This is a genomic window from Paracidovorax wautersii (assembly GCF_900113035.1).
GTDB classification, from domain to species: Bacteria; Pseudomonadota; Gammaproteobacteria; order Burkholderiales; family Burkholderiaceae_C; genus Paracidovorax; species Paracidovorax wautersii.
Map to the genome: position 1 here is coordinate 208921 of NZ_FONX01000002.1, position 23635 is coordinate 232555.

21 protein-coding genes are annotated in these 23635 nt (G+C 69.9%); 14 read left to right on the forward strand and 7 right to left on the reverse strand.

All coding sequences use genetic code 11. From position 1 onward, the window contains the following. Positions 1–10: 10 nt before the first annotated feature. The 3 genes from BM070_RS03520 to BM070_RS03530 form a co-directional block, all read right to left on the reverse strand. Positions 11–868: a DUF6216 family protein gene (locus tag BM070_RS03520; protein WP_092937642.1), complete on the reverse strand. Its 858-nt coding sequence runs from the start codon at positions 866–868 to the stop codon at positions 11–13. 65 nt (positions 869–933) lie between these two features. Beyond that, on the reverse strand, positions 934–1539 hold the full coding sequence (locus BM070_RS03525) for a class I SAM-dependent methyltransferase (RefSeq protein ID WP_092937644.1): 606 nt from the start codon (positions 1537–1539) through the stop codon (positions 934–936). Positions 1540–1654: 115 nt separating this feature from the next. Continuing rightward, complete coding sequence (locus tag BM070_RS03530) at positions 1655–2038, reverse strand: VOC family protein (protein ID WP_092937646.1); 384 nt, start codon at positions 2036–2038, stop codon at positions 1655–1657. Positions 2039–2212: 174 nt separating this feature from the next. Here BM070_RS03530 and BM070_RS03535 point away from each other — a divergent pair, with 174 nt between their 5' ends. From BM070_RS03535 to BM070_RS03545, 3 genes are all read left to right on the forward strand, one after another. Next, positions 2213–3343 (forward strand): Fic family protein, encoded by a 1131-nt coding sequence (locus BM070_RS03535; RefSeq protein WP_092937648.1) that lies wholly within the window; start codon positions 2213–2215, stop codon positions 3341–3343. Between the two features lie 122 nt (positions 3344–3465). Then, positions 3466–4704: an exonuclease subunit SbcD gene (gene sbcD / locus BM070_RS03540; RefSeq protein ID WP_092937650.1), complete on the forward strand. Its 1239-nt coding sequence runs from the start codon at positions 3466–3468 to the stop codon at positions 4702–4704. After that, the gene (locus BM070_RS03545; protein WP_092937652.1) at positions 4701–8168 is read left to right on the forward strand and encodes an AAA family ATPase; all 3468 of its coding nucleotides are present in this window, start codon (positions 4701–4703) and stop codon (positions 8166–8168) included. The genes sbcD and BM070_RS03545 overlap by 4 nt, the downstream gene beginning before the upstream one ends. A 13-nt stretch (positions 8169–8181) precedes the next feature. On the opposite strand, the gene BM070_RS03550 is transcribed toward BM070_RS03545, so the two are convergent. The 4 genes from BM070_RS03550 to BM070_RS03565 all read right to left on the reverse strand — a co-directional run bounded on the left by BM070_RS03550 (position 8182) and on the right by BM070_RS03565 (position 12670). Next, positions 8182–8799: an HD domain-containing protein gene (locus tag BM070_RS03550; RefSeq protein ID WP_175518409.1), complete on the reverse strand. Its 618-nt coding sequence runs from the start codon at positions 8797–8799 to the stop codon at positions 8182–8184. A gap of 51 nt (positions 8800–8850) precedes the next feature. Beyond that, positions 8851–9348: a GNAT family N-acetyltransferase gene (locus tag BM070_RS03555; RefSeq protein WP_092937656.1), complete on the reverse strand. Its 498-nt coding sequence runs from the start codon at positions 9346–9348 to the stop codon at positions 8851–8853. Positions 9349–9425: 77 nt separating this feature from the next. After that, positions 9426–9707, reverse strand: a complete 282-nt coding sequence (locus BM070_RS03560) for a hypothetical protein (RefSeq protein WP_092937658.1) — start codon at positions 9705–9707, stop codon at positions 9426–9428. Continuing rightward, a complete protein-coding gene (locus tag BM070_RS03565) occupies positions 9704–12670 on the reverse strand; it encodes a DNA topoisomerase III (protein ID WP_092937660.1) in 2967 nt (988 codons plus the stop codon). Before BM070_RS03565 ends, BM070_RS03560 begins: the two co-directional genes overlap by 4 nt. Positions 12671–12766: 96 nt before the next feature. Here BM070_RS03565 and BM070_RS03570 point away from each other — a divergent pair, with 96 nt between their 5' ends. The 11 genes from BM070_RS03570 (at position 12767) to BM070_RS03620 (ending at position 23603) form a co-directional block, all read left to right on the forward strand. Beyond that, positions 12767–13384: an SET domain-containing protein gene (locus BM070_RS03570; protein WP_092937662.1), complete on the forward strand. Its 618-nt coding sequence runs from the start codon at positions 12767–12769 to the stop codon at positions 13382–13384. Then, complete coding sequence (locus tag BM070_RS03575) at positions 13381–14274, forward strand: biotin--[acetyl-CoA-carboxylase] ligase (RefSeq protein ID WP_245785095.1); 894 nt, start codon at positions 13381–13383, stop codon at positions 14272–14274. Before BM070_RS03570 ends, BM070_RS03575 begins: the two co-directional genes overlap by 4 nt. 36 nt (positions 14275–14310) lie before the next feature. After that, on the forward strand, positions 14311–15147 hold the full coding sequence (locus tag BM070_RS03580; protein ID WP_092937664.1) for an SPOR domain-containing protein: 837 nt from the start codon (positions 14311–14313) through the stop codon (positions 15145–15147). 85 nt (positions 15148–15232) lie between these two features. Next, positions 15233–15718: a glutathione peroxidase gene (locus BM070_RS03585; protein WP_092937666.1), complete on the forward strand. Its 486-nt coding sequence runs from the start codon at positions 15233–15235 to the stop codon at positions 15716–15718. Positions 15719–16008: 290 nt separating this feature from the next. Next, positions 16009–16797 carry an SDR family oxidoreductase gene (locus tag BM070_RS03590; RefSeq protein WP_092937668.1) on the forward strand — a complete coding sequence of 263 codons (789 nt, stop codon included), beginning with the start codon at positions 16009–16011 and terminating at the stop codon, positions 16795–16797. An 87-nt stretch (positions 16798–16884) separates the two neighbouring features. Next, the gene (locus BM070_RS03595) at positions 16885–18132 is read left to right on the forward strand and encodes a styrene monooxygenase/indole monooxygenase family protein (protein ID WP_092937670.1); all 1248 of its coding nucleotides are present in this window, start codon (positions 16885–16887) and stop codon (positions 18130–18132) included. A gap of 28 nt (positions 18133–18160) precedes the next feature. Further along, the gene (locus BM070_RS03600; RefSeq protein ID WP_092938133.1) at positions 18161–18727 is read left to right on the forward strand and encodes a flavin reductase family protein; all 567 of its coding nucleotides are present in this window, start codon (positions 18161–18163) and stop codon (positions 18725–18727) included. A gap of 90 nt (positions 18728–18817) precedes the next feature. Continuing rightward, a complete protein-coding gene (locus BM070_RS03605) occupies positions 18818–19621 on the forward strand; it encodes a cyclase family protein (protein WP_092937672.1) in 804 nt (267 codons plus the stop codon). A gap of 5 nt (positions 19622–19626) precedes the next feature. After that, complete coding sequence (locus tag BM070_RS03610; protein ID WP_092937674.1) at positions 19627–21234, forward strand: phytoene desaturase family protein; 1608 nt, start codon at positions 19627–19629, stop codon at positions 21232–21234. Between the two features lie 94 nt (positions 21235–21328). Next, positions 21329–22231: a SphA family protein gene (locus BM070_RS03615; protein ID WP_092937676.1), complete on the forward strand. Its 903-nt coding sequence runs from the start codon at positions 21329–21331 to the stop codon at positions 22229–22231. Between the two features lie 148 nt (positions 22232–22379). Next, the gene (locus BM070_RS03620; RefSeq protein WP_092937678.1) at positions 22380–23603 is read left to right on the forward strand and encodes a methyl-accepting chemotaxis protein; all 1224 of its coding nucleotides are present in this window, start codon (positions 22380–22382) and stop codon (positions 23601–23603) included. The last annotated feature ends 32 nt before the right edge of the window (positions 23604–23635 follow it).

Here is a 23635-nt window from a genome sequence, read left to right on the forward strand (position 1 = left end):
TGTCCCCGGCTTACGGCGGGTTGCCGAAATCCAGTTCCATCTGCTGTGCGGGCATTGCGGGATTGAGCTGGCGTGCGCGCAATTCGCGGGCACTCTTACAGCGAAGTGCCGAAACGCCGAGGAAGTACATACTTCCCAAGGCGATCAGGCCGATCAGGAGCAGGCTGGTACGTTGCTCAAACAAGGCTTTGCGCAAGAACTCCTTGAATTCCGGTGCGGCCAGCAGTTCGCACACCACAGCCGTGTCTTCAGGATTGAAGGAAATGCGTTGGGCTGCGGCTCGGGGATCTGCGCAGTCTGCACGCGTCAGGCTGGGACCGTAAAAGGGAGGCCACAAGCTACTTACCGTCGATTCCGAGGCTAGAAACGGTTGGCCGCTGCTCTTGATCGAGAGCAGGGTGCTGGAAACCGTCATCAGTTGAAGGGCGGCGATCCCCGCTAGGAGCAGCAGCATCGCGCTGCAGCCCCAGACGCGTCCCGCCCACTTGAGGTATCGCTCACCCGCCTTGATCCTTCTCGTACGTGGGTCAAAGTATTCTCCGCATTCGCGCAACGTGCCTAAATCCACATCGCGCGATCGGCACCACTCCATCAATTCACGTGCTTCGCGTATCGAGCGAACGGCCGGGCCTACGAAGATCCGGAAAGCACCGAGATCAGTCTGCTCTTCGATGAATCGGCGGATGTCCGGGTCGGTGATCTCTCCTTTGCCGTGCGTCACCCGCCAAATGCGTTGCCGCAGCACATGCCAGGATTCGGTGCGCCACATCACCCACCCGAACAGGGCCGCAATGCCCAATGGCAAGAGCACTGGCAGCGCCGTTACCAGCCCGTTCGGGTTGACCAAAGCAAGCGCCGTGTTGTCCATCCCTGCCCCTCCTCACACTGTCGTTGTTCTCTTTCTATCTTGCCGTGCCAGCGGCAGCCAGTGCCCTAGCGGCTGACATGCTCCAGCTCAAACAGCGGCACCTCCGCCTCCCGGCTCAGCCATAGCCCGCCGCCCAGCTCCACGAAATGCTCGCGCAGGCCGCTGCGGTAGAGCTCGGCGCTGTGGCGGAAAACGCGGCCGTCGGTCAGGTCCTCGTCGATGATGCCCTGCTCATAGTCCTCGCGCGACACCGCCTCGATGTAGAGCGCGCCGTGGCACAGGCGGCCCAGGTTGCGCAGCGCGGCCTGCAGGTCGGGCTCGCTCAGGTAGGGCAGCACGCCCTGGCAGATCACGAAGTCGAACGGCTCGGGCGCCGCATAGTCCACCACTGAGCCCTGCTGCCAGCCGAAGCGCTCGCACAGGTAGGGGCTGAACTCCACGCCCCGGTAGCGGGCGGCCGGGATGTGCTTTTCCACGATGCCCTTCCACAGCCCGATGCCGCAGCCCACGTCCAGCACGCGCAGCACCGGCACCCGCAGGTAGTGCAGGTAGCTGCACACGAACGCGCCCAGCCGCTCCATGTGGGCCGGGTCCACCACGCTGGTCTTCTTGTCGAAATAAAAGCGCTGGTAATAGGCCGCGTCGAAGGTGCTGGGGCTGGCGGATTGCAATGCGGGTTCCTTGGTGGGGTGGAGAGATGAAAGGTTGGAAGCGGAATCACCCGCCAGCGCCCGAAGGATGGGCGCTGGCAGCTATCAAAAGCGAAGCAAAAGGCCGTGAGCTATCTCACGCCTGCTGCGGCCGGAAGAGGGCGCAGAGCTTGTTGCCGTCCGGGTCGCGCAGATAGGCCAGATAGATCTGGCCGCCGCCGAATTCGCGCCAGCCCGGCGGGTCTTCGCAGGTCGTGCCGCCGTGGGCCACGCCGGCGGCGTGGAAGGCGTCGGCCTGCTCGGGCGAATCCATGGTGAAGCCGATGGTGCTGCCGTTGCCGTGCGTGGCCGGCTCGCCGTTGATGGGCAGCGTGATGCCGAACAGGCCCGTGGGGCTGCGGTAGAAGAACCGGCTTTTGTTGGCAACGCCGGGCCCGACGCCCAGGGTGCCCAGCAGGGCGTCGTAGAAACGCTTGGAACGTTCGAGGTCCGCGACGCCGACCATGACATGGCTGAACATGAGGTGCTATCTCCGTGGGTAGTAGGAAGGTGGGAAAGAAGGAAAACCGGCCCGGGTGGGCCGGGCTGGGGATATTAGCCGGGCGCCGGCACGGGGCCTGTCTCGCAAGGGCTGCGGTGAATGCGGGGCTTATTCGCCGCATTTTTTGCGGTGAATGCGCCGCATAATCACCGCATGTGGTCAGACAAAGCCCCCCGCCGCCGCACCTGCCTCTGGCAACGCGCCGACTGGCCGCAGTGGCGGTTCGATGCCGCCGCGCTGGCCGCATCCCTGGCCGAAGTCCACCGCGCCCAGGGCCACCTGGCCGGCCGCATGGCTGGCGTAGGCCTGGCGCAGCGCGACCAGGCCACCTTGCAGGCGCTGACGCAAGAGGTCATCACCACCAGCGCCATCGAAGGCGAAGCGCTCAGCCATGAGGCCGTGCGCTCGTCCATCGCGCGCCGCCTGGGCGTGGACATCGGTGCGCTGGCCCCTGCCGACCGGCATGTGGACGGTGTGGTGGACATGGTGCTGGATGCCACCCAGCGCTTTGCCGAGCCGCTGACGGCCGAACGCCTCTTCGGCTGGCATGCAGCGCTTTTCCCCACCAGCTACAGCGGCCGCCTGCGTATCCAGACCGGCGCCTGGCGCAACGATGCCGCAGGGCCCATGCAGGTCGTCTCCGGCCCCATCGGGCGCGAGACAGTGCATTACGAAGCACCACCCGCTGCCCGCCTGCCCGCGCAAGCCGCCGCTTTCCTCGACTGGTTCAACCACCCCTCGCCCCAGGGCGATCCCCTCGTGCATGCCGGGCTGGCGCATCTGTGGCTGGTCGCGCTGCACCCTTTCGACGACGGCAACGGCCGCATCAGCCGCGCCGTGGGCGACATGGCCCTGGCCCGTGCCGAAGGCAGCGCCCAGCGCTTCTACAGCCTGAGCGCGCAGATCCAGCGCGAACGCAAGCACTACTACGAACAGCTGGAAACCACCCAGCGCGGCACGCTCGACGTCACGCCCTGGCTGGCCTGGTTCCTGGGCTGCCTGCTGCGCGCCGTACAGGGCGCCGATGGCCTGGTGGCCGACGTGCTGGCCAAGGCGCAGTTCTGGCAGCGCTGGGCGGATGCGCCCATGAATGCCAGGCAGACCCTGGTGCTGAACCGTGTGCTGGACGGAATGGAGGGGAAGCTGAACAACGCCAAGTGGGCAGCCCTTGCCAAATGCTCATCGGACACCGCGCTGCGGGACATCAACGATCTGGTGATCCGGGGCGTGCTGGTGCGGCTGGAAGGCGGCGGCCGCAATGTGGCCTATGCGCTGGTTCCATGAGGCCCGGCACTGACCGATCAGGCAATGTCGGCGGTCGTCGATGAAGTGCAGGCCGGCCGCGGCCCGCAGCCTTTGGCAGACAGAATATTGCTCACCGCAGCATCCACCCCGCCCCCACCACCATGCGCATCCTCCACACCTCCGACTGGCATCTCGGCCAGCATTTCATGGGCAAGAGCCGGCAGGCGGAGCACGCCGCCCTGATCGACTGGTTGCTGGCGCAAGTCGATGCGCACGCCGTGGACGCCGTGCTCATCGCGGGAGACATCTTCGACACCGGCACGCCGCCCAGCTATGCGCGCGAGCTGTACAGCGATCTGGTCGTGGGGCTGCACCGCGCCGGGGTCGCGCTGCTGCTGCTGGGCGGAAACCACGATTCGGTGGCGACCTTGGGCGAAAGCCGTTCCCTGCTGGCCGTGCTGAGCACGACGGTCGTCGGCGCGGTCGGCAACCCGGCGGACCATGTCGTCGTGCTGCCCCGGCGGGGTGGCAACGGCGAGGCCGGTTGCGTGGTCTGCGCCGTGCCGTTCCTGCGCCCGCGCGACGTGCTGCAAAGCCAGGCCGGACAGAGCGCGCAGGAAAGGCAGCAGGCGCTGCAACGGGCGATCCAGGCCTATTACCAGGGGGTCCATGAGGCGGCGCGCGATCGGCAGGCGCAATTGCAGGAGACGCTGGGCCGGCCCATCCCGCTCATCGCCACGGGCCACCTCACGACGGTGGGCGCCAGCAGCAACGAGTCGGTGCGCGAGATCTATGTGGGTTCGCTGGACGCCTTCCCCACGGCCGCCTTCCCGCCCGTGGACTACATCGCGCTGGGGCATATCCACAAGCCACAGCAGGTCGGTGGCCTGAACCACATCCGCTACTGCGGCTCGCCGATCCCGCTGGGATTCGACGAGGCCCGGCAGCAGAAGGAAGTGCTGCTGGTGGACCTGGCCGGCGACGGCAGCGCCCAGGTCACGCCCCTGGCCGTGCCCAGGTTCCAGGCCCTGGTGTCCGTCAGCGGCAACCTGGCTGAACTGCAAGGTGCCATCGCCGCAGCTGCCACGCAAGGCACCGCAGAGCAGCCCGTGTGGCTGGAGGTGACGGTGGCGGAGGACGACTACCTGCAAGACCTGCCTGCCCGCATCGGCGCCATGGCGCAGGGCCTTCCTGTGGAGGTGCTACGAGTGCGCCGCCAACGGGCGAGCGCACTGGCCGCGATAGCCGGCAGCGCCATGGAGACGCTGGATGAGCTCAGCCCCGACGACGTGTTCGCCCGGCGCCTGGCGCTGGAACAGCTGGAATCCGGCACGCAGGAAGCCCTGCGGCAGCGCTATGCAGAAGTGGTCAGCGGCATCACGGAAGGCACCGCCGCATGAAGATTCTGAAGCTGCGCCTGAAGAACCTGAATTCGCTCAAGGGCGAGTGGGCGATCGACTTCACCCAGCCCCCCTTTACGGACAACAGCCTCTTCGCCATCACCGGCCCCATGGGGGCGGGCAAGTCCACGCTGCTGGACGCCATCTGCCTGGCGCTCTACCACCAGACGCCGCGCCTTGCCAGCGTCTCCAAGACGGCCAACGACATCATGACGCGCCACACCGCCGATTGCCTCGCCGAGGTGGAGTTCGAGGTGAAGGGCGCCGTGTACCGCGCCTTCTGGAGCCAGCGCCGGGCGCGCGACAAGGTGGACGGCGCCTTGCAAGACCCGAGGGTGGAGCTGGCCCAGGTGGATCCGGCCACCGGCCTGGGCACCATCCTCAGCAGCCAGAGCAGCGACAAGCTGCGGCGCGTGGCCGGCATCACCGGGCTGGACTTCGGCCGCTTCACCCGCTCCATGCTGCTGGCGCAAGGCCAGTTCGCTGCCTTCCTGAACGCCAGCGCCAATGACCGGGCCGAGCTGCTGGAAGAACTGACGGGCACCGAGATCTACGGCGAAATCTCCCGCAAGGTGTTCGATCGGGCCCGCGACGCCCGGCAGCAACTCGACCAGCTCAAGGCCCGCGCCGATGGTGTGGAGCTGCTGCCCGCAGAGCGCATCGCAGCCATGCAGGAAGAGATGCAGGCCTGGACGCAGGCGCTGGAGGACGTGCAGGCCGCCCATGCCACCACCGCCGGCCACCGCCAATGGCATATCGATCTGGCGCGCGCGGCGCAAGGCGTTCAGGACGCGGAGGCCGGCCAGCAGCAGGCCCTGGCCGCACTGCAGGCCGCAGCGTCTGAACTGCAACGTCTGGCCGACAGCGAACCCGCGCAACACCTGCGCGCGCCGCATACCGCCTGGCAGCAGGCGCAGGGGGCCTGCCGCGCCAGCGAAGCGCTGCTGGCCGACCTGCACACGCAGCACGCGCGCGAATCCGCAGCCCACGCCCAGCAGCACCACCGCGCCGCCTGGCTGGCACGCCGCGTGGCGGATGCCGCGCAGACCGAGCTGGCGCAGACCGAAGCAGCGCAGCAACGCCACGCCGACTACTGCACCGCCCACCCGCAGCACGCCCACCTGGGCGAGCGCCTGGGTGCATGGCGGCAACAGTTGTCGCATCACCACGGCCTGCAAGGCCGGCTGGCCGAGCAAAGCACGGCGCTGCAGGCGCTGCAGGACGACATGGCCCTGCGCACCGGCCACATCACCACCCAACGCGCGGCGGCGGATGCAGCCACGCAGGCCCGGTCGGCTGCGGCTGCGGCACTGGCGGCGGCCCAGGCGGAGCAGCGCCAACGGCTGGGCGGCCAACCCCTGGCCGCGCTGCGCGAGCGCTGGCAACACGCCCAGGGGCAGGTGGCGGCCTGGCGGCAGATCGAACAGCTGGGGCAGCAGCGCCGTGACCTGGCCGGCCAGCACATCGCGCTGGCTGCCGAGGTGCAGCGCGTGGAAGCCGACGTGGCCCGGCAGGAGGCCGCCCGCCAGACCCTGCGCGGCCAGTACGCCACCGTCAAGGAACAGGTGGCCGACAAGCAGAAGCTGCTGGAGCAGGAGCGCCGCATCCAGAGCCTGGACGCGCACCGCCACGCCCTGCAGCCTGGCGAGCCCTGCCCGCTGTGCGGCGCCACGGCGCACCCTGCCATCGACGCCTACCAGGCGCTGGACGTGTCGGCCACCGCGGCGGCCCTGCAGCAGAAGGAAACCGAACTGGAGACGCTGAGGGCCCAAGGCCAGGCGGTCGCAGAGTCGCTGGCCGCCAGCAAGGCCCAGCTGGCCGCCCGCAAGGAGCAGCAGGTGCAATCCGAGCGGCACCAAGCGGACTGGCAGGCCCGGTGGGCCACGACCACCGCGCAGCTGGCCGCCCCTGCTGCACTGGATACCGAGGATTGGCGCCACGCGGAGACGCTGGCCGTCCGACTGCAATCGGCCACGGACGCGCTGGCACAGCTGGCGAGCGCCTTGCAGCACGCAGAAGCGGGTGAGCTGCAAATGCAGCAGGCGACGGTCGCGCTCAGGGACGCGGACCAAGCCGTGCAGAACGCCACGCACCAGCTGGCGCTGCAGGAGCAGGCCGCCCAGGAAGCGCAGGCCCGCCATGCCACGCTGTCGCAAGCGGTGGGCGCGGCCCAGACAGAACTCGCCACGCTGGAGTCGCGCCTGCGCACCGATATCGAAGCAGCCGGCTACACCCTGCCGGGCGACCACGCCCCCTGGCTGCAGGCGCGTGAAGCCGAATGGCAACGCTGGCGCCATACCCAGGCGGAGCTGCAGACGCTGGCGCACGCCACCACGCGCCTGCAGGCACAGCGCGATGCGTCCGAAGCCCAGGCCCGACGCTGGGCCGAGCGCTGCGCGGAATGGCTCGCAGGCGCAGAAGGCGTGTCCCAGGCGCCTGCGCACCCCGAAGACCTCGCGGGCCAAGACGCATCCACTGCACTGACCGAGGCCGTGCAGGCCATCGACCGCATGCAGCGCACCCTGGCCGAACTGGAAGGCCGCCAGTCCCAGGCGCAGGCCACGCAGGCCCAGCACAGGGCCGCCTTGGAAGAAGCCACTGCCGCCTGGCTCGCCGCGCTGCAGGCCAGCCCCTTCGCCGATCTGGCCGCCTTCGAGGCCGCCTTGCTGCCGGAACCCGAGCGCCAGCGCCTGGCCCAGCAGCGCGACGCCTTGCACGGCGCCCAGCAACGCGCCGACGCCCTGCTGCAGGCCGCGAAGGACCGCCACGCACGGTTGCAGGACCAGGCGCCGACCCCGCATTCCCTCGACGACCTGAGCGCCCGCCTGGCCGAGCTGGAAGCACAGCGCACCGCCTTCAGCGAACAGATCGGCGCCCACCGCGCGCTGCTGGCGCAAGACGCCCAGCTGCGCAGCAACCAGCAAGCCCTGTTCGCGCAGATCGCCAGCCAGACGGCGGAGACGGACCTGTGGCAACGGCTGGACAGCCTGATCGGCTCCGCCAAGGGCGACAAGTTCCGCAAGTTCGCCCAGGGCCTCACGCTCGACCATCTGCTGCAGCTGGCGAACCAGCACCTGAACCGCCTGCACGGCCGCTACCTGCTGCGCCGCAAATCCACCGGCGAGCTGGAACTGGAAATCGTGGACGCCTGGCAAGGCGACGTGGCCCGCGACACGCGCACCCTGTCGGGCGGCGAAGGCTTTCTGGTCAGCCTGGCGCTCGCGCTGGCGCTATCGGACCTGGTGAGCCACAAGACCTCCATCGATTCGCTGTTCCTCGACGAAGGGTTTGGTTCATTGGACGGCGACACCCTGGAGGTGGCGCTCACGGCGCTGGATTCACTCAACGCCAGCGGCAAGATGATCGGGATCATCAGCCATGTGGAGGCGTTGAAGGAGCGGATACCGGCGCAGATTCGGGTGGTGAAGGGCGGGGGCGTGGGGTATTCGCGGTTGGTGGTGTAGGCGGCTGCCCTCGCTACGCCACCGCAAGCGCCAGATTGCGTCGTGCCTGCGCCTCGTAGCGCTCCCGGAAATGCGCCGTGCCGTAGATGTACGGGCGTGCCAGGAACGATTGCAGCACGGCCTTGCGCTTCATGCGATAGATGATGCCGGGCACCCAGCGGTATTCGGCGCGCACCTGCCGGTCGTATTCCGCAAAGCGCTCGGGCGCGGCGCCCAGGATGGCGAGGTCGATATCCACCAGCAACTGCTGGTCGGGCTCGTCGGCGGCAGGCTCCGCCGCGCCGTGCTGCGTCGCCATGATGAGCCGCTCCACGCGGCTTTGCACGGCCACATCCGCGCCCACTGCCTGCAGCACGCGGACGGCCCAGTCCGCGCTCAGGCGCTCGTTGGAAGCGCCTTTGACGTCATAGACCGCATCGTGGAACCACAGCGCGAGGGCGACCTCGCCGGGGTGCCGCGCCTGATCGCGGACGGTGGCGAAGTGGGCCAGGCATTCGCTTAGGTGCTGCAGTGAGTGGTAGTGCCGCTGGGGCTCCTGGTAGGCGGCGATGAGCTGCTCATGCAGGCCTGGGGGTGGTGGCAGGGACAGGTCGATCCAGGCGCGGTGCCAGGAGGTTTCCAGGTCGGTCATGGGCATGTCCAAGTCGAGGATATGAGCGGTATTGCGCCACGCCACGGCCACCTACGGCTGCTCAGCGCCGATTGTCGCTTCGGGCGTCAAACGCTTGCTCATCGGAAGCGCCTGCAGGCCCGCCCGGAAATGCACCGGGCCGGACGGCTGAAACCCATTTCTCCGGTAGAACGCTTCTGCCGTGCGGGTGCTTTCCAAATGGAGCTCCTCGACACCTCTTTGGCGAGCCACTGCTTCGGCGGCGGCCAGAAGGCTCTTGCCTATGCCGCGATGGAGTGCTTCGGGCGCCAAATAGCAAAGGCTGAGGCTGGATTCAGATACGAGAGCCACGCCGACAAGCCTGCCGCCATCGAATGCACCGAGCGGAATGTTTTGCGGCGATGAAAACCAAGCGCTGAAGTTGTCGGGCGTTTTGTTGCCGAGCCAGGTTCGTATGACTTCCGGGTCACCCCGGTGATCAGCGAAGCAGCATTCAGCAATGGAGCTTCGGACTATGTCGCAGGCCGCTTCGGCGTCCGGCGTCGTCAGGAGTTGGATGCTGGTCTCCACGGGCTGACAGGTTCTGCGTTGTCGATGTGGTGCCTTGAAGCCCCAGCCAGCCTGGGCGCTTTCCTATCTCCCACGGCTCACCGCGAAGACCGCACTCCCCCCACCCCCACATCGACCGTCCCGAACACCGTCACCCCGCTTTCGCTGGCCTGGGTGCTGGTGGCCGGGTCGTTGGAGGGGCGCGAGGCGACGGTGCCGCAGCCGCTGAGAGCCAGGGCTGCGCAGCAGGCCAGCAAGGCCGCCGCGCCGGCGCGGCGCGCGCGCCCTGGGGCCTGGGGCCGGCCCTCGCGGGCCGTGGCGGCAGAAGAAGAAGAAGGGGCGGGGCGCCCCTCGTCGGTGGTCGCGGTGATCGTCGTCATTCGCCATCTCCTTGCAGATGCTTGCCCAGGATGCCCGCCAGCTCGAACATGCCCGCACTGTCCTTGCCGAACACGGCGCGCAGCTTGGCGTCGGCGACGATGGTGCGCTTGTCCTTGGGGTCCTGCAGGTTGTGGGCCTTGATGTATTCCCACATTTTCTTGACCGCCTCGGGCCGGGCGACGGGTTCGGGGCCGATCACGGCGGCCAGGGCGGGGCTGGGCGGTTTGCCGGCTGCGCTCTTGCGCGGGGCCTTGGCGGCGGTGGTGCCAGAGGCTGCCTTCTTGGCCGCGGGCTTGGTGGTTTTCTTGGCGGCAGCGCCCGTGCGGCCTGCGCTGGCTGCTCCGGTTTTGGTAGCGGCGGCGGTGCTGCTGCCCGCGGCGGTCTTGCGCGGCGGGAACTTGCTGGCCTTCTGCTCGAACTCGAAATTGACCTTGCCGGCTTCCTTGTCCCAGGCCAGGAAGGCCTTGAAGTTGCGGCGGGTGCGCATGCTGACGAACTTGTCGAGCAGGTCGGTCTTGCCGGTGGCCAGCAGCTTGCTCATCTGCGAGCGCTCCACGGGCTGCTGCAGGATGACCTTGCCGCTCTTGAAGGTGCAGCTGGGCGTGGGCTGGGCGGCGGTGGGCACGGACTTGCTGCAGACGTAGTTGGCGCCGTGCTCATAGACGGGCGCGCCGCAGACGGGGCAGTCGCCCAGGCTGACCTGCTCGCCGAAGTCCACCAGTTCGCCCGATTCCTCGGCGGCGCGGTCGTCGCCGAAGTCGAATTCGAGCTTGTAGTTGCCGGCTTCTTCGTCGCGCACGATGGTGACTTCGGCGGTGAACGGCCAGCCGGCCTTGGAGCGGAAGCCTTCCAGCGGGCCGATGCGGCGGTCGCGCAGCAGCTGGTCGGCCTCGGCGGTCTCGAAGGTGCGGCCGGCGGGCGACTTGCCGAACGAGAAGCCGCAGGCGTCGGAGCCGTCACCGGCTTTGCCCACGCAGGCGTAGCGGCGGTAGTTCTCCTTGACCACGCCGCCGCAGTTGGGGCAGGGGGCCGAGAGCGTCGCGTAGTCGCCGGGGATGGTGTCGCGGTCGTATTCCTTGGCCTTCTTGACCATGCGCTCGGTCATGGCGGCGATCTGCTGCATGAAGGCTTCGCGGCTGAGCTGGCCCTTTTCCATCTGCGAGAGCTTGTACTCCCACTCGCCGGTCAGGTCGGCGCGGCAGAGCTCGTCCACCTCCAGGCCGCGCAGCAGGGTCATCAGCTGGAAGGCCTTGGCGGTGGGGATCAGCTCGCGGCCTTCGCGCAGCATGTACTTCTCGGTCAGCAGGCCTTCGATGATGGCCGCGCGCGTGGCCGGGGTGCCCAGGCCTTTTTCCTGCATGGCGGAGCGCAGTTCCTCGTCTTCCACCTGCTTGCCGGCGCTTTCCATGGCGCCCAGCAGGGTGGCTTCGGAGTAGCGTGCGGGCGGCTTGGTCTTCAGGCCCTTGGCCTCGGCGAATTCGGTGCGCACCATCTCGCCGGGCTGCACGGGCACCAGCGGCTGGCCCTTGTCGCCGGCCTTGCCGTCCTCGACCTCGCCCGCGGCTTCCTTGCCGTAGATGGCGAGCCAGCCGGGCTTGACCAGAACCTTGCCCTCGGTCTTGAAGCTGTGGCCCACCACCTGGCTGATGCGGGTGGTGACCAGATGCTCGGCGCTGGGGAAGAACACGGCCATGAAGCGGCGCACGACCAGGTCGTAGAGCTTCTGTTCGGCTTCCGAGAGGCCGCTGGGCGCCTGCGTGGTCGGGATGATGGCGAAGTGATCGCTGACCTTGGCGTTGTCGAAGATGCGCTTGGTGGGGCGCACGTAGTTCTGGTCCAGCGCCTGCTGGGCGAAGGGCGCCAGGTGGCGCATGCCGCTGGTGGCCAGCATGCCGAAGGTGTCGCGGGCCACGGGCAGATAGTCTTCGGGCAGGGCGCGCGAATCGGTACGCGGATAGGTCAGCGCCTTGTGGCGTTCATACAGGCTCTGCGCCAGCGCCAGCGTGGTCTTGGCCGAGAAGCCGAACTTGCCGTTGGCCTCGCGCTGCAGGCTGGTCAGGTCGAACAGCAGGGGCGATGCCTGGCTGGTGGGCTTGCTTTCCTCGGTGACGGTGGCGGCCTTGCCGCGCACGGCCTCGGCGATGGCCAGGGCCTCGTGGATCTCCCAGATGCGGTCGGCGCGGGCCTCGGGGTCGTCGCTGTTTTTCTTCCACTTCGGATCGAACCACTTGCCCAGGTATTCGCCCGCCTCGGCATGGAAGCCGCCGTGGACTTCCCAGTATTCGCGGCTGACGAACTTGCGGATCTTCTCCTCGCGCTCCACCACCAGCGACAGCGTGGGCGTCTGCACCCGGCCGACGGTGGTCAAAAAGAACCCGCCGCCCTGGGAGTTGAAGGCCGTCATCGCCCGCGTGCCGTTGATGCCGACCAGCCAGTCGGCCTCCGAGCGGCTGCGCGCGGCGCTGGCCAGGCCCTGCATCTGCTGGTCGCTGCGCAGGTTCTCGAAGCCGTCGCGGATGGCCTGGGGCGTCATCGACTGCAGCCAGAGGCGGCGGATGGGCTTGCCCAAGCCGCCCTTGGCGCCGCCGGCGTACTGCTCGATCAGGCGGAAGATCAGTTCACCCTCGCGGCCCGCGTCGCAGGCGTTCACCAGGTCGCCCACGTCCTTGCGCTTGGCCAGCTTGACCACCGCGTTCAGGCGGCTCTTGGTCTTGTCCACCGGCTTGAGGTCGAAGTGCGGCGGGATCACCGGCAGGTGCGCGAAGCTCCACTTGCCGCGCTTGACGTCGAACTCCTCGGGCGCCTGGATCTCCACCAGGTGGCCCACCGCGCTGGTGACCAGATAGCGGTCGTTCTCGAAATGGTCCTCGTGCTTGTCGAACTTGCCGGCAATGGGGGTGAGCGCACGCACGATGTCCTGCGCCACCGATGGTTTTTCTGCAATTACCAGAGTCTTGTTCATTTTGGGGTCTCGCCTCCAGAGGCGCTTCTACAATTCGTGAGCCTCACGCGCGCATGCGCACGCATGTGTGCCTATTCAAACTAACAGAGTTTTGCCATGCCCCGCATCGCCTCGTCCGCCGTTTCCCCATTCGCTCCGGGGCGGCGCATCCAGACCCGGCGCTCGGGCGTGCACGGCAAGGGTGTCTTCGCGGTGCAGGACATCGCCGAGGGCGAGCCCATCATCGAATACACCGGCGAGATCATTTCCTGGCAGGAAGCGCAGGACCGGCATCCGCACGATCCCGCGCAGCCGAACCATACCTTCTATTTCCACGTCGATGAAGATCGCGTGATCGACGCGAACTACGGCGGCAACTCCTCGCGCTGGATCAACCACAGCTGCGACCCCAATTGCTTCGCCGACGAGCAGGGCGGCCGCATCTTCATCACCGCGCTGCGCAACATCCGTGCGGGCGAAGAGCTGAGCTACGACTACGGCCTGATCGTCGAGGAGCGCTATACCCCCAAGCTCAAGGCCGAATACCCCTGCTGGTGCGGCAGCGCCAACTGCCGGGGCACGCTGCTGGCGCCCAAGCGCGGCTGGGTGCCGCCGGGGCTGGCGCCCAAGCCCCAGGCGAAGCAGGCCGAAGCCAGACAGAAGAAGAGCAAGCCCCAGACCCGGCCCCAGGCCGCAGCGCCGGCGCCCGCCCCGGGCCGGGGGCGCCGGGCATGAACATGCACAGCAACAATGGCACCGCCCCCGTGCGCTGGTTCGCCGAAGACATCTGGCTGGCCGTGGAGCCGATGCTGCCCGGCTTCACCGTCGAGGTGCTGCCCAGCATCGACTCCACCAGCACCGAACTCATGCGCCGAGCCCGCGCCGGCCGCGCCGAGCCCACGCTGCTGGTGGCCGAGTCGCAGACCGCCGGCCGGGGCCGCATGGGCCGGCCGTGGCAGAGCCAGGCGCAAGGCACGCCGGCCGAGGGCTCGGGCGCGCTGGCCTCGCTCACCTTCTCGCTGGGCCTGCCGCTGGCGCCGGCCGACTGGTCGGGCCTGTCGCTGGCCGTGGGCGTGAGCGTGGCCGAAAGCCTGCAGCCCGTGCTGCCCGCGCCCGGCAGCGGCACGCCGCGCATCGGCCTGAAATGGCCCAACGACGTGTGGCTGGACGGCGACCGCAAGCTGGCCGGCATCCTGGTCGAAACCGCCAGCTTCGTCGCGCCCCAGGCCGGCGGCTCGGCCCCGGGCGGCGCGCGCTACGTGGTGGTGGGCATCGGCATCAACCTGCTGCCGCGCCCGGGCGACGGCATGAACCGGCCGCCCGCCAGCCTGAGCGAGCTCGATGCCGCGCTGGACGCACCCGCCGCGCTGGCCCGCATCGCCGCGCCGCTGGTGGGCATGCTGCAGGCCTTCGAGCGCCAGGGCTTCGCGCCCGTGCAGCCGCGCTTCGCCCTGCGCGACGCGCTGGCGGGCCGGGACGTGACCCTGAGCGACGGGCAGAGCGGCATCGCCCAGGGCGTGGCGGCCGACGGCGCCCTGCTGGTGCAGACGCCGGGCGGGCTGCAGACCGTCACCAGCTCCGAGATCAGCGTGCGCCCGGCCGGGCAGGCGCTGCCGACGCGGTAGCCTGTCGTCCTTTTCACCTCCACGGTCCCCTCCGCCATGCTGCGCATCGCCTTTCTCGTCCTGCTGCTGGCCAATGCCGGCTACTACGCCTGGTCGGCCGGCATGCTGCGCGGCTGGGGAGGGGGGCCCGAGGAAACGTCCGAGCCGCAGCGCCTGGCGCAGCAGATCCACCCGGAGATCCTGCAGCTGCATGTGCCGCCCCGGCCTGCGGCATCCGCTGCTGCCGCAGCGGCCAGCGCACCGGCCGCCCTGCCTGCGGCCCCGGCGGCTTCTGCCGCGGCTTCCGCGCCTTCTGCGGCTCCGGTGGGCGTGCAAGCCCCCGCTGCCTCCGTGCCGGAGGCGGCCAGCGCACCCGTGGCGCCTGCAGCGGCCGTGGCGAGTTCCGCCATCGGCGCGGTCGGCCCCATCGCCAACACCGTCTGCCAGCAGGCCGGCCCCTTCGACCAGAGCCAGGCCGACACCCTGCGCGTGGCCCTGCCGGCGGCGGGCTTCACGGCCGGCAGCTGGAGCCTGGATTTCACGCCCACCTCCGGCCGCTGGATGGTCTATATGGGCCGTTTCCCCGACGAGGATGCGCTGGCCCGCAAGCGCGCCGAGCTGAAGGCGCGCAAGGTGGCCTACGACCGACCGGGCAGCGCGCTGGAGCCCGGCCTGTCGCTGGGCCGCTATGCCAGCCAGGAGGCCGCGGAGCGCGCCCTAAACGGGCTGGCCGCGCAGGGCGTGCGCACCGCCCGCGTGGTGCAGGAACGCACCGGCACGCCCAGCGAATACATGCTGCGGCTGAACCTGCCCGCCGGCGACGCCGCACAGGCCGCCCGGCTGGAGCGCGCCCGCCCCGCGCTCGTGGGCCGCACGCTGCGCCCCTGCGGCTGACGCCGCTGCGTCCCCCGGCCTGCACGCCGCAGCGCCGGGCGCCACAATGGGTTTTTTGCGTCCTCACCTCCAGGAGCCACGGCCCATGACCACTCTCTACGACTTCGAAGCCCAGCCCATGAGCGGCCCGCCGGTGCCGCTGCGCCAGTACGAAGGCCAGGTGCTGCTCATCGTCAACACCGCCAGCGCCTGCGGCTTCACGCCCCAGTTCGCGGGGCTGGAGGCGCTGCACCAGCAGTTCGCCGGCCGGGGCCTGGTGGTGCTGGGCTTTCCGTGCAACCAGTTCGGCGGGCAGGACCCGGGCAGCAACGACGAGATCGCCAGCTTCTGCCAGCTGAACTACGGCGTGAGCTTCTCCGTCATGGCCAAGATCGACGTGAACGGCGCCGACGCCGCGCCGCTCTACCGCTGGCTCACGGCCGAGGCCCCGGGCATCCTGGGCACCAAGGCCATCAAGTGGAACTTCACCAAGTTCCTGATCGGCCGGGGCGGCGAGGTCATCCGCCGCTATGCGCCCACCGACAAGCCCGAGTCGCTGGCGCAGGACATCGAGGCCGCGCTGGCCAGCTGATCCCGCCCCCGAGCCCATCGCAAAGGCTCATTCTCTTAGTGTAAACCCTGAGAAACAGCGCGCAGGCAGCGCGCTGGCAAGCATCTGGATCAAGCCGGAGCGCGATACCCGCAGGTGCTGGATAGCGGTTGCGGACGCCGGATAAGGCGCCCGCAGGCCTTCGCCCCACCATGGAGCCCAAGCAGCGAACCGCTGCGAAATCACCGGAAAAAGCGCCGAAAGGCGCCGGCCAGCGCCCCACGGCACGGCCTCCGGTCGGTTCCATGTGCAAGGCTAAGGAGAAACGCTCCATGAAAGATCTGCAAGGCAAGGTCGCCATCGTCACCGGCGGCGCCACGCTCATCGGCGCGGCGGTGGTCCGCACGCTGCGCGACCACGGCGCCCGCGTCGTCCTCTTCGACATCGACGCCGCAGGCGGCGCCCGCATCGCGGCCGAAGACCCCACGAACATCCAGTTCCGGCCCGTGGACATCGCCGACGACGAGCAGCTGGCAACCGGCGTGGCCGACGTGGCCGCGCAGTTCGGCCGCATCGACGGGCTGGTGAACCTGGCCGCCACCTATCTGGACGACGGCGCCGCCTCCGAGCGCACCGACTGGCTGCGTGCGCTGGACGTGAACCTCGTCAGCGCCGTGATGGCCGCCCGCGCCGTGCGCCCGCACCTGGCGGCAGCCGGCGGCGGCGCCATCGTCAACTTCACCAGCATCTCCTCCAAGGTCGCGCAGACCGGCCGCTGGCTCTACCCCGTCTCCAAGGCCGCGCTGGTGCAGGTCACCCGCAACATGGCCATGGATTTCGCGGGCGACGGCATCCGCGTCAATTCCGTCTCGCCGGGCTGGACCTGGTCGCGCGTGATGGACGAGCTCACCCAGGGCGACCGCGCCAAGACCGACCGCGTGGCGGCCGACTACCACCTGCTCAAGCGCGTGGGCAACCCCGAAGAAGTGGGCGAGGTCGTGGCCTTCCTGCTGTCGGGCCGCGCCTCGTTCGTGACCGGCGCCGACTACGCGGTGGACGGCGGCTATTCCGCCATGGGCCCCGAGCAGGCCGTCCCGGCGATCCCGCGCCTGGCGGCGTGAGGGCGGCGCCCGCTTTTCCCGCGCCCTGCCTTTCCCTCTTCCCTTTCTTCCTTCTTTCCTTTCTTCCTTTTCTTCAAGGAGACTGCTATGCGTCGAGTTGCAATCGTGGGTGGCGGCCAGGCCGGCCTGCCCCTGGCTTTCGGTCTGCTGGACAAGGGCTATGAGGTCACCGTGGTGACCAACCGCACGCCCGACCAGATCCGCGCCGGCAAGGTCATGTCCAGCCAGTGCATGTTCGACCCCGCGCTGCAGGTGGAGCGCGACCTGGACATCAACCACTGGGAGGCCGAGTGTCCCCCGGTGGAAGGCATCGGCTTCGCCGTGCCCAACCCCGAACAGGCCGGCGCCAAGCTGATCGACTGGAGCGCCAGGCTGGACAAGCCCGCGCAGTCGGTGGACCAGCGCCTGAAGATGCCCGTGTGGCTGGAAAACCTCGAAAAGCGCGGCGGCAAGGTGCTGATCCAGGACGCCGGCATCGCCGAGCTGGAAGCGCTGTCGGATTCGCACGACCTGGTGATCCTCGCGGCCGGCAAGGGCGAGGTGGTGCGCCTCTTCGAGCGCGACGCCGCCCGCTCGCCCTTCGACAAGCCCCAGCGCTCGCTGGCCCTGACCTACGTGCATGGCCTCAAGCCCACGGCGGACTACTCCCGCGTCTCGTTCAACCTGATTCCGGGCGTGGGCGAATACTTCGTCTTCCCCTCGCTCACGCTCAGCGGCCCCTGCGACATCATGGTGTTCGAAGGCGTGCCCGGCGGCCCGCTGGACTGCTGGCGCGACGTGAAGACGCCCGAAGACCACCTGGCGACCAGCAAGCGCTTCCTGCAGCAGTTCCTGCCCTGGGAAGCCGAACGTGCCAGCGATGTGGAGCTGACCGACGCCAACGGCGTCCTGGCCGGCGCCTTCGCACCCACCGTGCGCAAGCCCGTGCTCACGCTGCCCTCGGGCCGCCTGGTGTTCGGCCTGGGCGACGCCGTGGCCACCAACGACCCCATCACCGGCCAGGGCTCCAACAACGCCACCAAGGCCGCCAAGGTGTATCTGGATGCGATCCTGGAGCACGGCGAGCAGCCCTACACCCGCGCCTGGATGGAGCAGACCTTCGAGCGCTTCTGGGACTACGCCCAGTGGGTGGTGCAGTGGACCAATTCCCTGCTCACGCCCCCGCCGCCGCACATCCTCAAGCTGCTGGGCACCGCTGCCGCCATGCCTACGCTGGCGCACACCATCGCCAACGGCTTCAACCATCCGCCCAGCTACTTCCCGTGGTGGGCCGACGCCGACGAGACCGACCAGCTCATCGCCCGCCACCAGGCGCCCGAGGCCGTGGCCGCCTGAGATGCGCAACGACGACGAGGAGAAACCCATGTCCGCCTGCCTTGCCCCCGAAAACCTGGCCGTGCAAGCCGCCAGCCCCGCCCCCTGGGGCAGCCTCGACCTGCAGCCGCGCACCCTGCGCAACCTGCTGGGCAGCTACCCCACCGGCGTGGCCATCGTGACCACGCGCACGCCGGAAGGCCGCCCCGTGGGCCTGACCATCAACTCCTTCGCCTCGCTGTCGCTCGACCCGCCGCTGGTGCTCTGGAGCCTGGTCAACCACTCGCCCAGCCTGGCCGTGTTCCGCGACTGCGCGCACTTCGCCATCCACATCCTGCCGCGCGAGCACGAAGAGCTGGCCAAGCGCTTCGCGAGCCCCGCCGTGCCCGACAAGTTCGCGGGCGTGGACCTGATCGACGCGCCCGAAGGCGTGCCCGTGCTGACCGGCGCGGTGACCACGCTGGTCTGCGCGAGCGAGGCCGACCACAGCCGTCATGCCGGCGACCACCTGCTGATGGTGGGCCGCGTGGTGCGCACCCACAGCGCGCCCGGCACGCCGCTGGTCTTCCACGCCGGCCGCTTCACGGCGCTGGACGTGCCCCAGCCGGCCGCCTGACGCCACCGCCGTCCTGCTGCAGGCCTGCCGGCGCCGCGGGCAGGCCTGTGTTCCGCCCCCTGTTTCCTTCTCCTCCCGCTGGAGCCCGCCATGAGCACGCCCGCCGCCCCTTCGCCTTCTTCCACCCTCGCCACGCTGGCCGCGCAGCTGGCGGGCGGCCGCGTCCGCGTCGTTGATCTGACGCAGACGCTCTCGCCCTCGTTCCCCACGCTGCAGCTGCCGCCGCAGTTCGGGCAGGTCAAGCCCTTCACCATCGAGCGCATCTCGCACTACGACGAAAGCGGCCCCGGCTGGTACTGGAACAACTTCTCGTGCGGCGAGCACACCGGCACCCACTTCGACGCGCCGGCCCACTGGATCACCGGCCGCGAGCACCCCGACAACAGCGTGGACACCATCGCGCCGGAGAACTTCGTCGCCCCCGCCGTGGTGGTCGATGCCAGCGCCGAGGTCGCGGCCGATGCCGACTGGCTGCTCACCGTGCCCTTCCTCGAAGCCTGGGAGGCGCGCCACGGCCGCATCCCGGCCGGCGCCTGGGTGCTGCTGCGCACCGACTGGTCGCTCAAGGCCAATGACGCGGGCGCCTTCCTCAACCTCAAGGACGACGGCGCCCACACCCCCGGCCCCACGCAGGAAGCGGTGGAGTGGCTGATCCACCAGCGCCAGGTGCACGGCTTCGGCGTGGAGACCATCAACACCGACGCCGGCCAGTCCTACACCTGGCCCGTGCCCTACCCCTGCCACACGCTGATGCACGGCGCCAACCGCTACGGCCTGCAGTGCCTGAAGAATTTGGACCAGCTGCCGCCGCAGGGCGCGCTGATCCTGTCCGCGCCGCTGAAGATCGAAGGCGGCTCGGGCAGCCCGCTGCGCGTGCTGGCCCTGGTGGAGTGACGGCCATGGGCAACGCCGCAGTCCCCCAGGTGATCTTCGTCGGCAGCGGCATCAACGCCCTGGTGGGGGCGGCGCTGCTGGCCGTGCGCGGCAAGCGCGTGCTGGTGCTGGAGCGCAACGACCGCTTCGGCGGCTGCATCCGCACCGAAGAACTCTTTCCCGGCTACCGGCACGAGGTCATGGCCTCGTGGTATCCGCTCTTTTGCGGCAGCCCGGGCTATGCCGAGCTGAAGCCCGCGCTGGAAAAGGCCGGGCTGCGCTTCGTGCAGCCCGAATACACCACCGGCTGGGTCGGGCCCGACGGCCGGGGCATCGCCCTGCGGCAGGACCTGGACGACGCCGCCCGCCGCATCGACGCCGTGGCGCCGGGCGACGGCGCGGCGCTGAAGGCCATGGCCGCCGACCTCTTCGGGCGCGACGCCGCACTCACTTTCGGCCTGCTGGGCGGCGACCCGTACGGCTGGCCGCTCATCAAGCTGCTGTGGTCCGAATGGCGCAAGCGTGGCACCGACGGCCTGCTGGCCTATGCCGGCGGCGCCATGGAGAACTTCCGCCGCTGGTCGCAGCGCACGCTGCGCTCGGACATGGCGCGCGCCCTGATGGCGCCGTGGACGCTGCATTCGGGCCTGGGCCCGGACGACGCCACCTCGGCGCTGATCGGCAAGCTCACCTTCGCCGCCGTGGTCAGCGGCGGCATGCCGGTGGTCGAGGGCGGCGGCAGCCGGCTGGTGGAAGCGCTCGCCGCCGTCATCCGCCAGCACGGCGGCGAACTCGTCAGCAACGCGCAGGTGGACCGCATCGAGACCGTGGGCACCGGCCGCAAGCGCCGCGCCACCGGCGTGCGGCTGGCCGACGGGCGCACGTGGGGCGCCAGCGAATCGGTGGTCTGCAGCGTCACGCCCGGCCAGCTCTACGGCCGCCTGCTGCCCGATGCGCCGCCTGCGGTGCGCGAGCGCGCAGAAGCCTTCCAGCACGGGCGCGGCGACATGCAGATCCACTTCGCGCTGAACGCGCCGCCTGCCTGGAAGGAGCCCGAGCTGCTCAAGGTGCCGCTGGTGCACCTCACGGAAAGCATGGAGCAGGTCTGCACCGCCGTCACCGAGGCCAACAACGGCCTGCTGCCCGCGCGGCCCACGCTGGGCATCGGCCAGCCCACGGCGGCCGACCCCTCCCGCGCGCCCGAAGGCGGCTGGATTCTCTGGATCCAGATGCAGGAGATGCCATCGCAGCTGCGCGGCGACGCGGCCGGCGAGATCGCCGTGCCCGCCGACGGCCGCTGGAACGAGGCCGTGCGCGAGGCCGTGGCCGACCGCGTGCAGGCGCGGCTGGAGCTGGTCATGCCGGGCCTGGCCCAGCGCATCGTCGGCCGCCGCGCCTATTCGCCGGCCGACCTGGAACGGCTCAACTGCAACCTGGTGGGCGGCGACCCCTACGGCGGCCTGTGCTCGCCCGACCAGTTCTTCTGGCTGCGGCCCTTCGCCGGCAGCGACGGCGCGCGCGGCCACCGCACGCCGCTGGCCAACGTCTTCCACATCGGCGCCAGCACCCATCCGGGGCCGGGGCTGGGCGCGGGCTCGGGCTACCAGGTGGCCCAGCGGCTGGCACCCGGCTGACGGCGCGATCCCTTTCTTCTCTCTCTCTCTCTCTCTCACTTTTCTCCCTGCATCGATCTTTTCAACCACCCACTGACGACGAAGGAAAAAAACCATGCGCAAGACCGCATTGAAGAGGGGCCTGACGGGCCTGATGGGCGTGGCAGCCGGCCTGGCAGCCACGGGCGCGGCTCACGCCACGGAAAACGGGGGGCTGGGCGTCTACCCCGACGGCCTGGAGAGCTACTTCGTGGGCGCGCTGCCGCCGCCCGGCGTGCACGTGATGATGTACGGCGGCGGCTACCGCTACGACAAGCTGCGCGGCAACGACGGCCAGTCGCTGGTGCCGGACTTCAAGGTGGACGTGAACCTGCTGGCCCCGCGCGTGGTGTGGGTCACGCCGCAGACCGTCGCGGGCGGCCAGCTGGCCTTCCACACCGTGGTGCCGCTGCTGGACGTGAAGTTCCGCGCGGGCGGCGCCACGTTCAAGAGTTCGGGCCTGGGCGACATCACCTTCGGCGCCGCGCTGGGCTACCACCTCTCGCCCCAGCTGCACCAGGTGGTCGGCCTGGACATCGTCGCGCCCACCGGCAAGTACAGCGCCACCGATCCTTCCAGCCTGGGCAAGAACTACTGGACCTTCCAGCCCGTCTATGCCGTCACCTACATGCAGCCCTCGGGCTTCAACGGCGACGTGAAGCTGATGTACGACATCAACCGCCGCAACAGCGACACCAACACCCGCTCCGGCCAGGCCCTGCATGCCGACTACTCGGCCGGCTGGGGGCTGGGCAACGGCTGGGTGGTGGGCGTGGGCGGCCATGTGTTCAGCCAGGTCACCAACGACAGCGGCCCCGGCAGCGCCCAGGGCAAGGCCCGCGCCATCGGCTTCGGTCCCGCGATCCGCTACGCCAACGACAAGGGCTTCCTGGTCACGGTGAAGTGGCAGAAGGACTTCGACGTGCGCAACCGCCCCGAAGGCAGCGGCCTGCTGGTCAAGGCCACGATTCCGTTCTGACCGGGGCAGGGCGGGCGCCTGCTGCAGCGCCCGCTCACCCGCCCGCTCTTCAGCGCCGGCACGGACGGCACGCCGGTCCGGCGCACTTTGGATCTCTTGACTGACTGAGCATGCGCGGCCCCTGAGGCCGTGCGCAGGAGCGACCCGCATGGAACAGCAGCTTCGTATGCGATCGCCGGCCGGTGCCGGCGCAATGGGCGCGGTGGGCGCAAGGGCGCTGGTGGGCGCCTGGTGCCTGTGCTGCCTGGGCCTGCTGGCCTGGGTGCTGGGCAGCGATGCCACGACGGGGAGCGCGGCGGCACTGCCGCTGGCCCTGCTGGCGGCGGCTGGTCTGGCCGCGGGGGTGGGCCTGGCATGGTGGTGGCAGCGGCGCGTCGCCCCTGCGCTGGCCGCCGCCTGCGCCCTGGCCGAGCGTGCAGCGGGCGGCGACCTGCGCGCCGTGCAGGAGGGCCCGCCCGGCCCCGCGCTGGGCGGCATCGGCCACGCGGTGCGCGGGCTGTGCGGGCAACTGGCATTGCGACTGGCGCGCATCGACGGCGCAGCCCAGCGCATCGCCATGGCCGCGGCCCGCATGGCCCGGGGCAACGATTACCTCGCCGGCCGCGCGCGCGAACGCGCCGCCGTGCTGGAGCAGACGGCAGCCGCCATGCAGGCGCTGACCGCCTCGGTGCAGCAGAACGCGGACAGCGCGCTGCGCGCCGAACGGCTGGTGGGCGAGGGCAACGCCATCGGGCACCGCTCCGAGGCGGCCACCCAGGCACTGACGCGGCAGATGGAGGCCATCGGCACCGCCTCGCGCCGCGTGGCGGAGATCACCGGCGTGATCGAATCCATCGCCTTCCAGACCAGCATCCTGGCGCTGAACGCCGCGGTGGAAGCCGCCCGTGCCGGAGCCCATGGCCAGGGCTTCGCCGTGGTGGCGTCCGAAGTGCGGGCGCTCGCCGCACGCAGCGCGGGCGCGGCCCGCGAGATCGGCGGGCTGATCGCGGCGGCCACGGCCCAGGTCGATCAGGGGCGGCAGCGCGCGTCCGATGCCGACGCCGCCATGCAGGCCATGGTGCGCAATGCGGGCGAGATCGGCGGCCTCATCGCGGCCATCGCCGGCGCCAGCCAGACCCAGGGCGAGGGCATCGCCGAGGTGCGCGAAGCCATCGCCGGGCTGGACCAGGCCGCGCAGCAGAACGCCGCCACCGTGCAGGACGTGACGGCCGCCGCGCACCTGCTGCAGGAGCATTCCCAGGCGCTGGCCGGCATGCTGGGCGAATGGCGCTGGGATGCGGCGCCCGCTGCGGCCATGGCGGCTACGGCGTTCGAGCCGGCGCTTGAGGCTGCGCCCGCAGCGCCCGTGCGGTGGGCGCCCCGGCTGTCATAGCGCGGCGGGGGCGGGCGAAGGCCCGCCCCGGG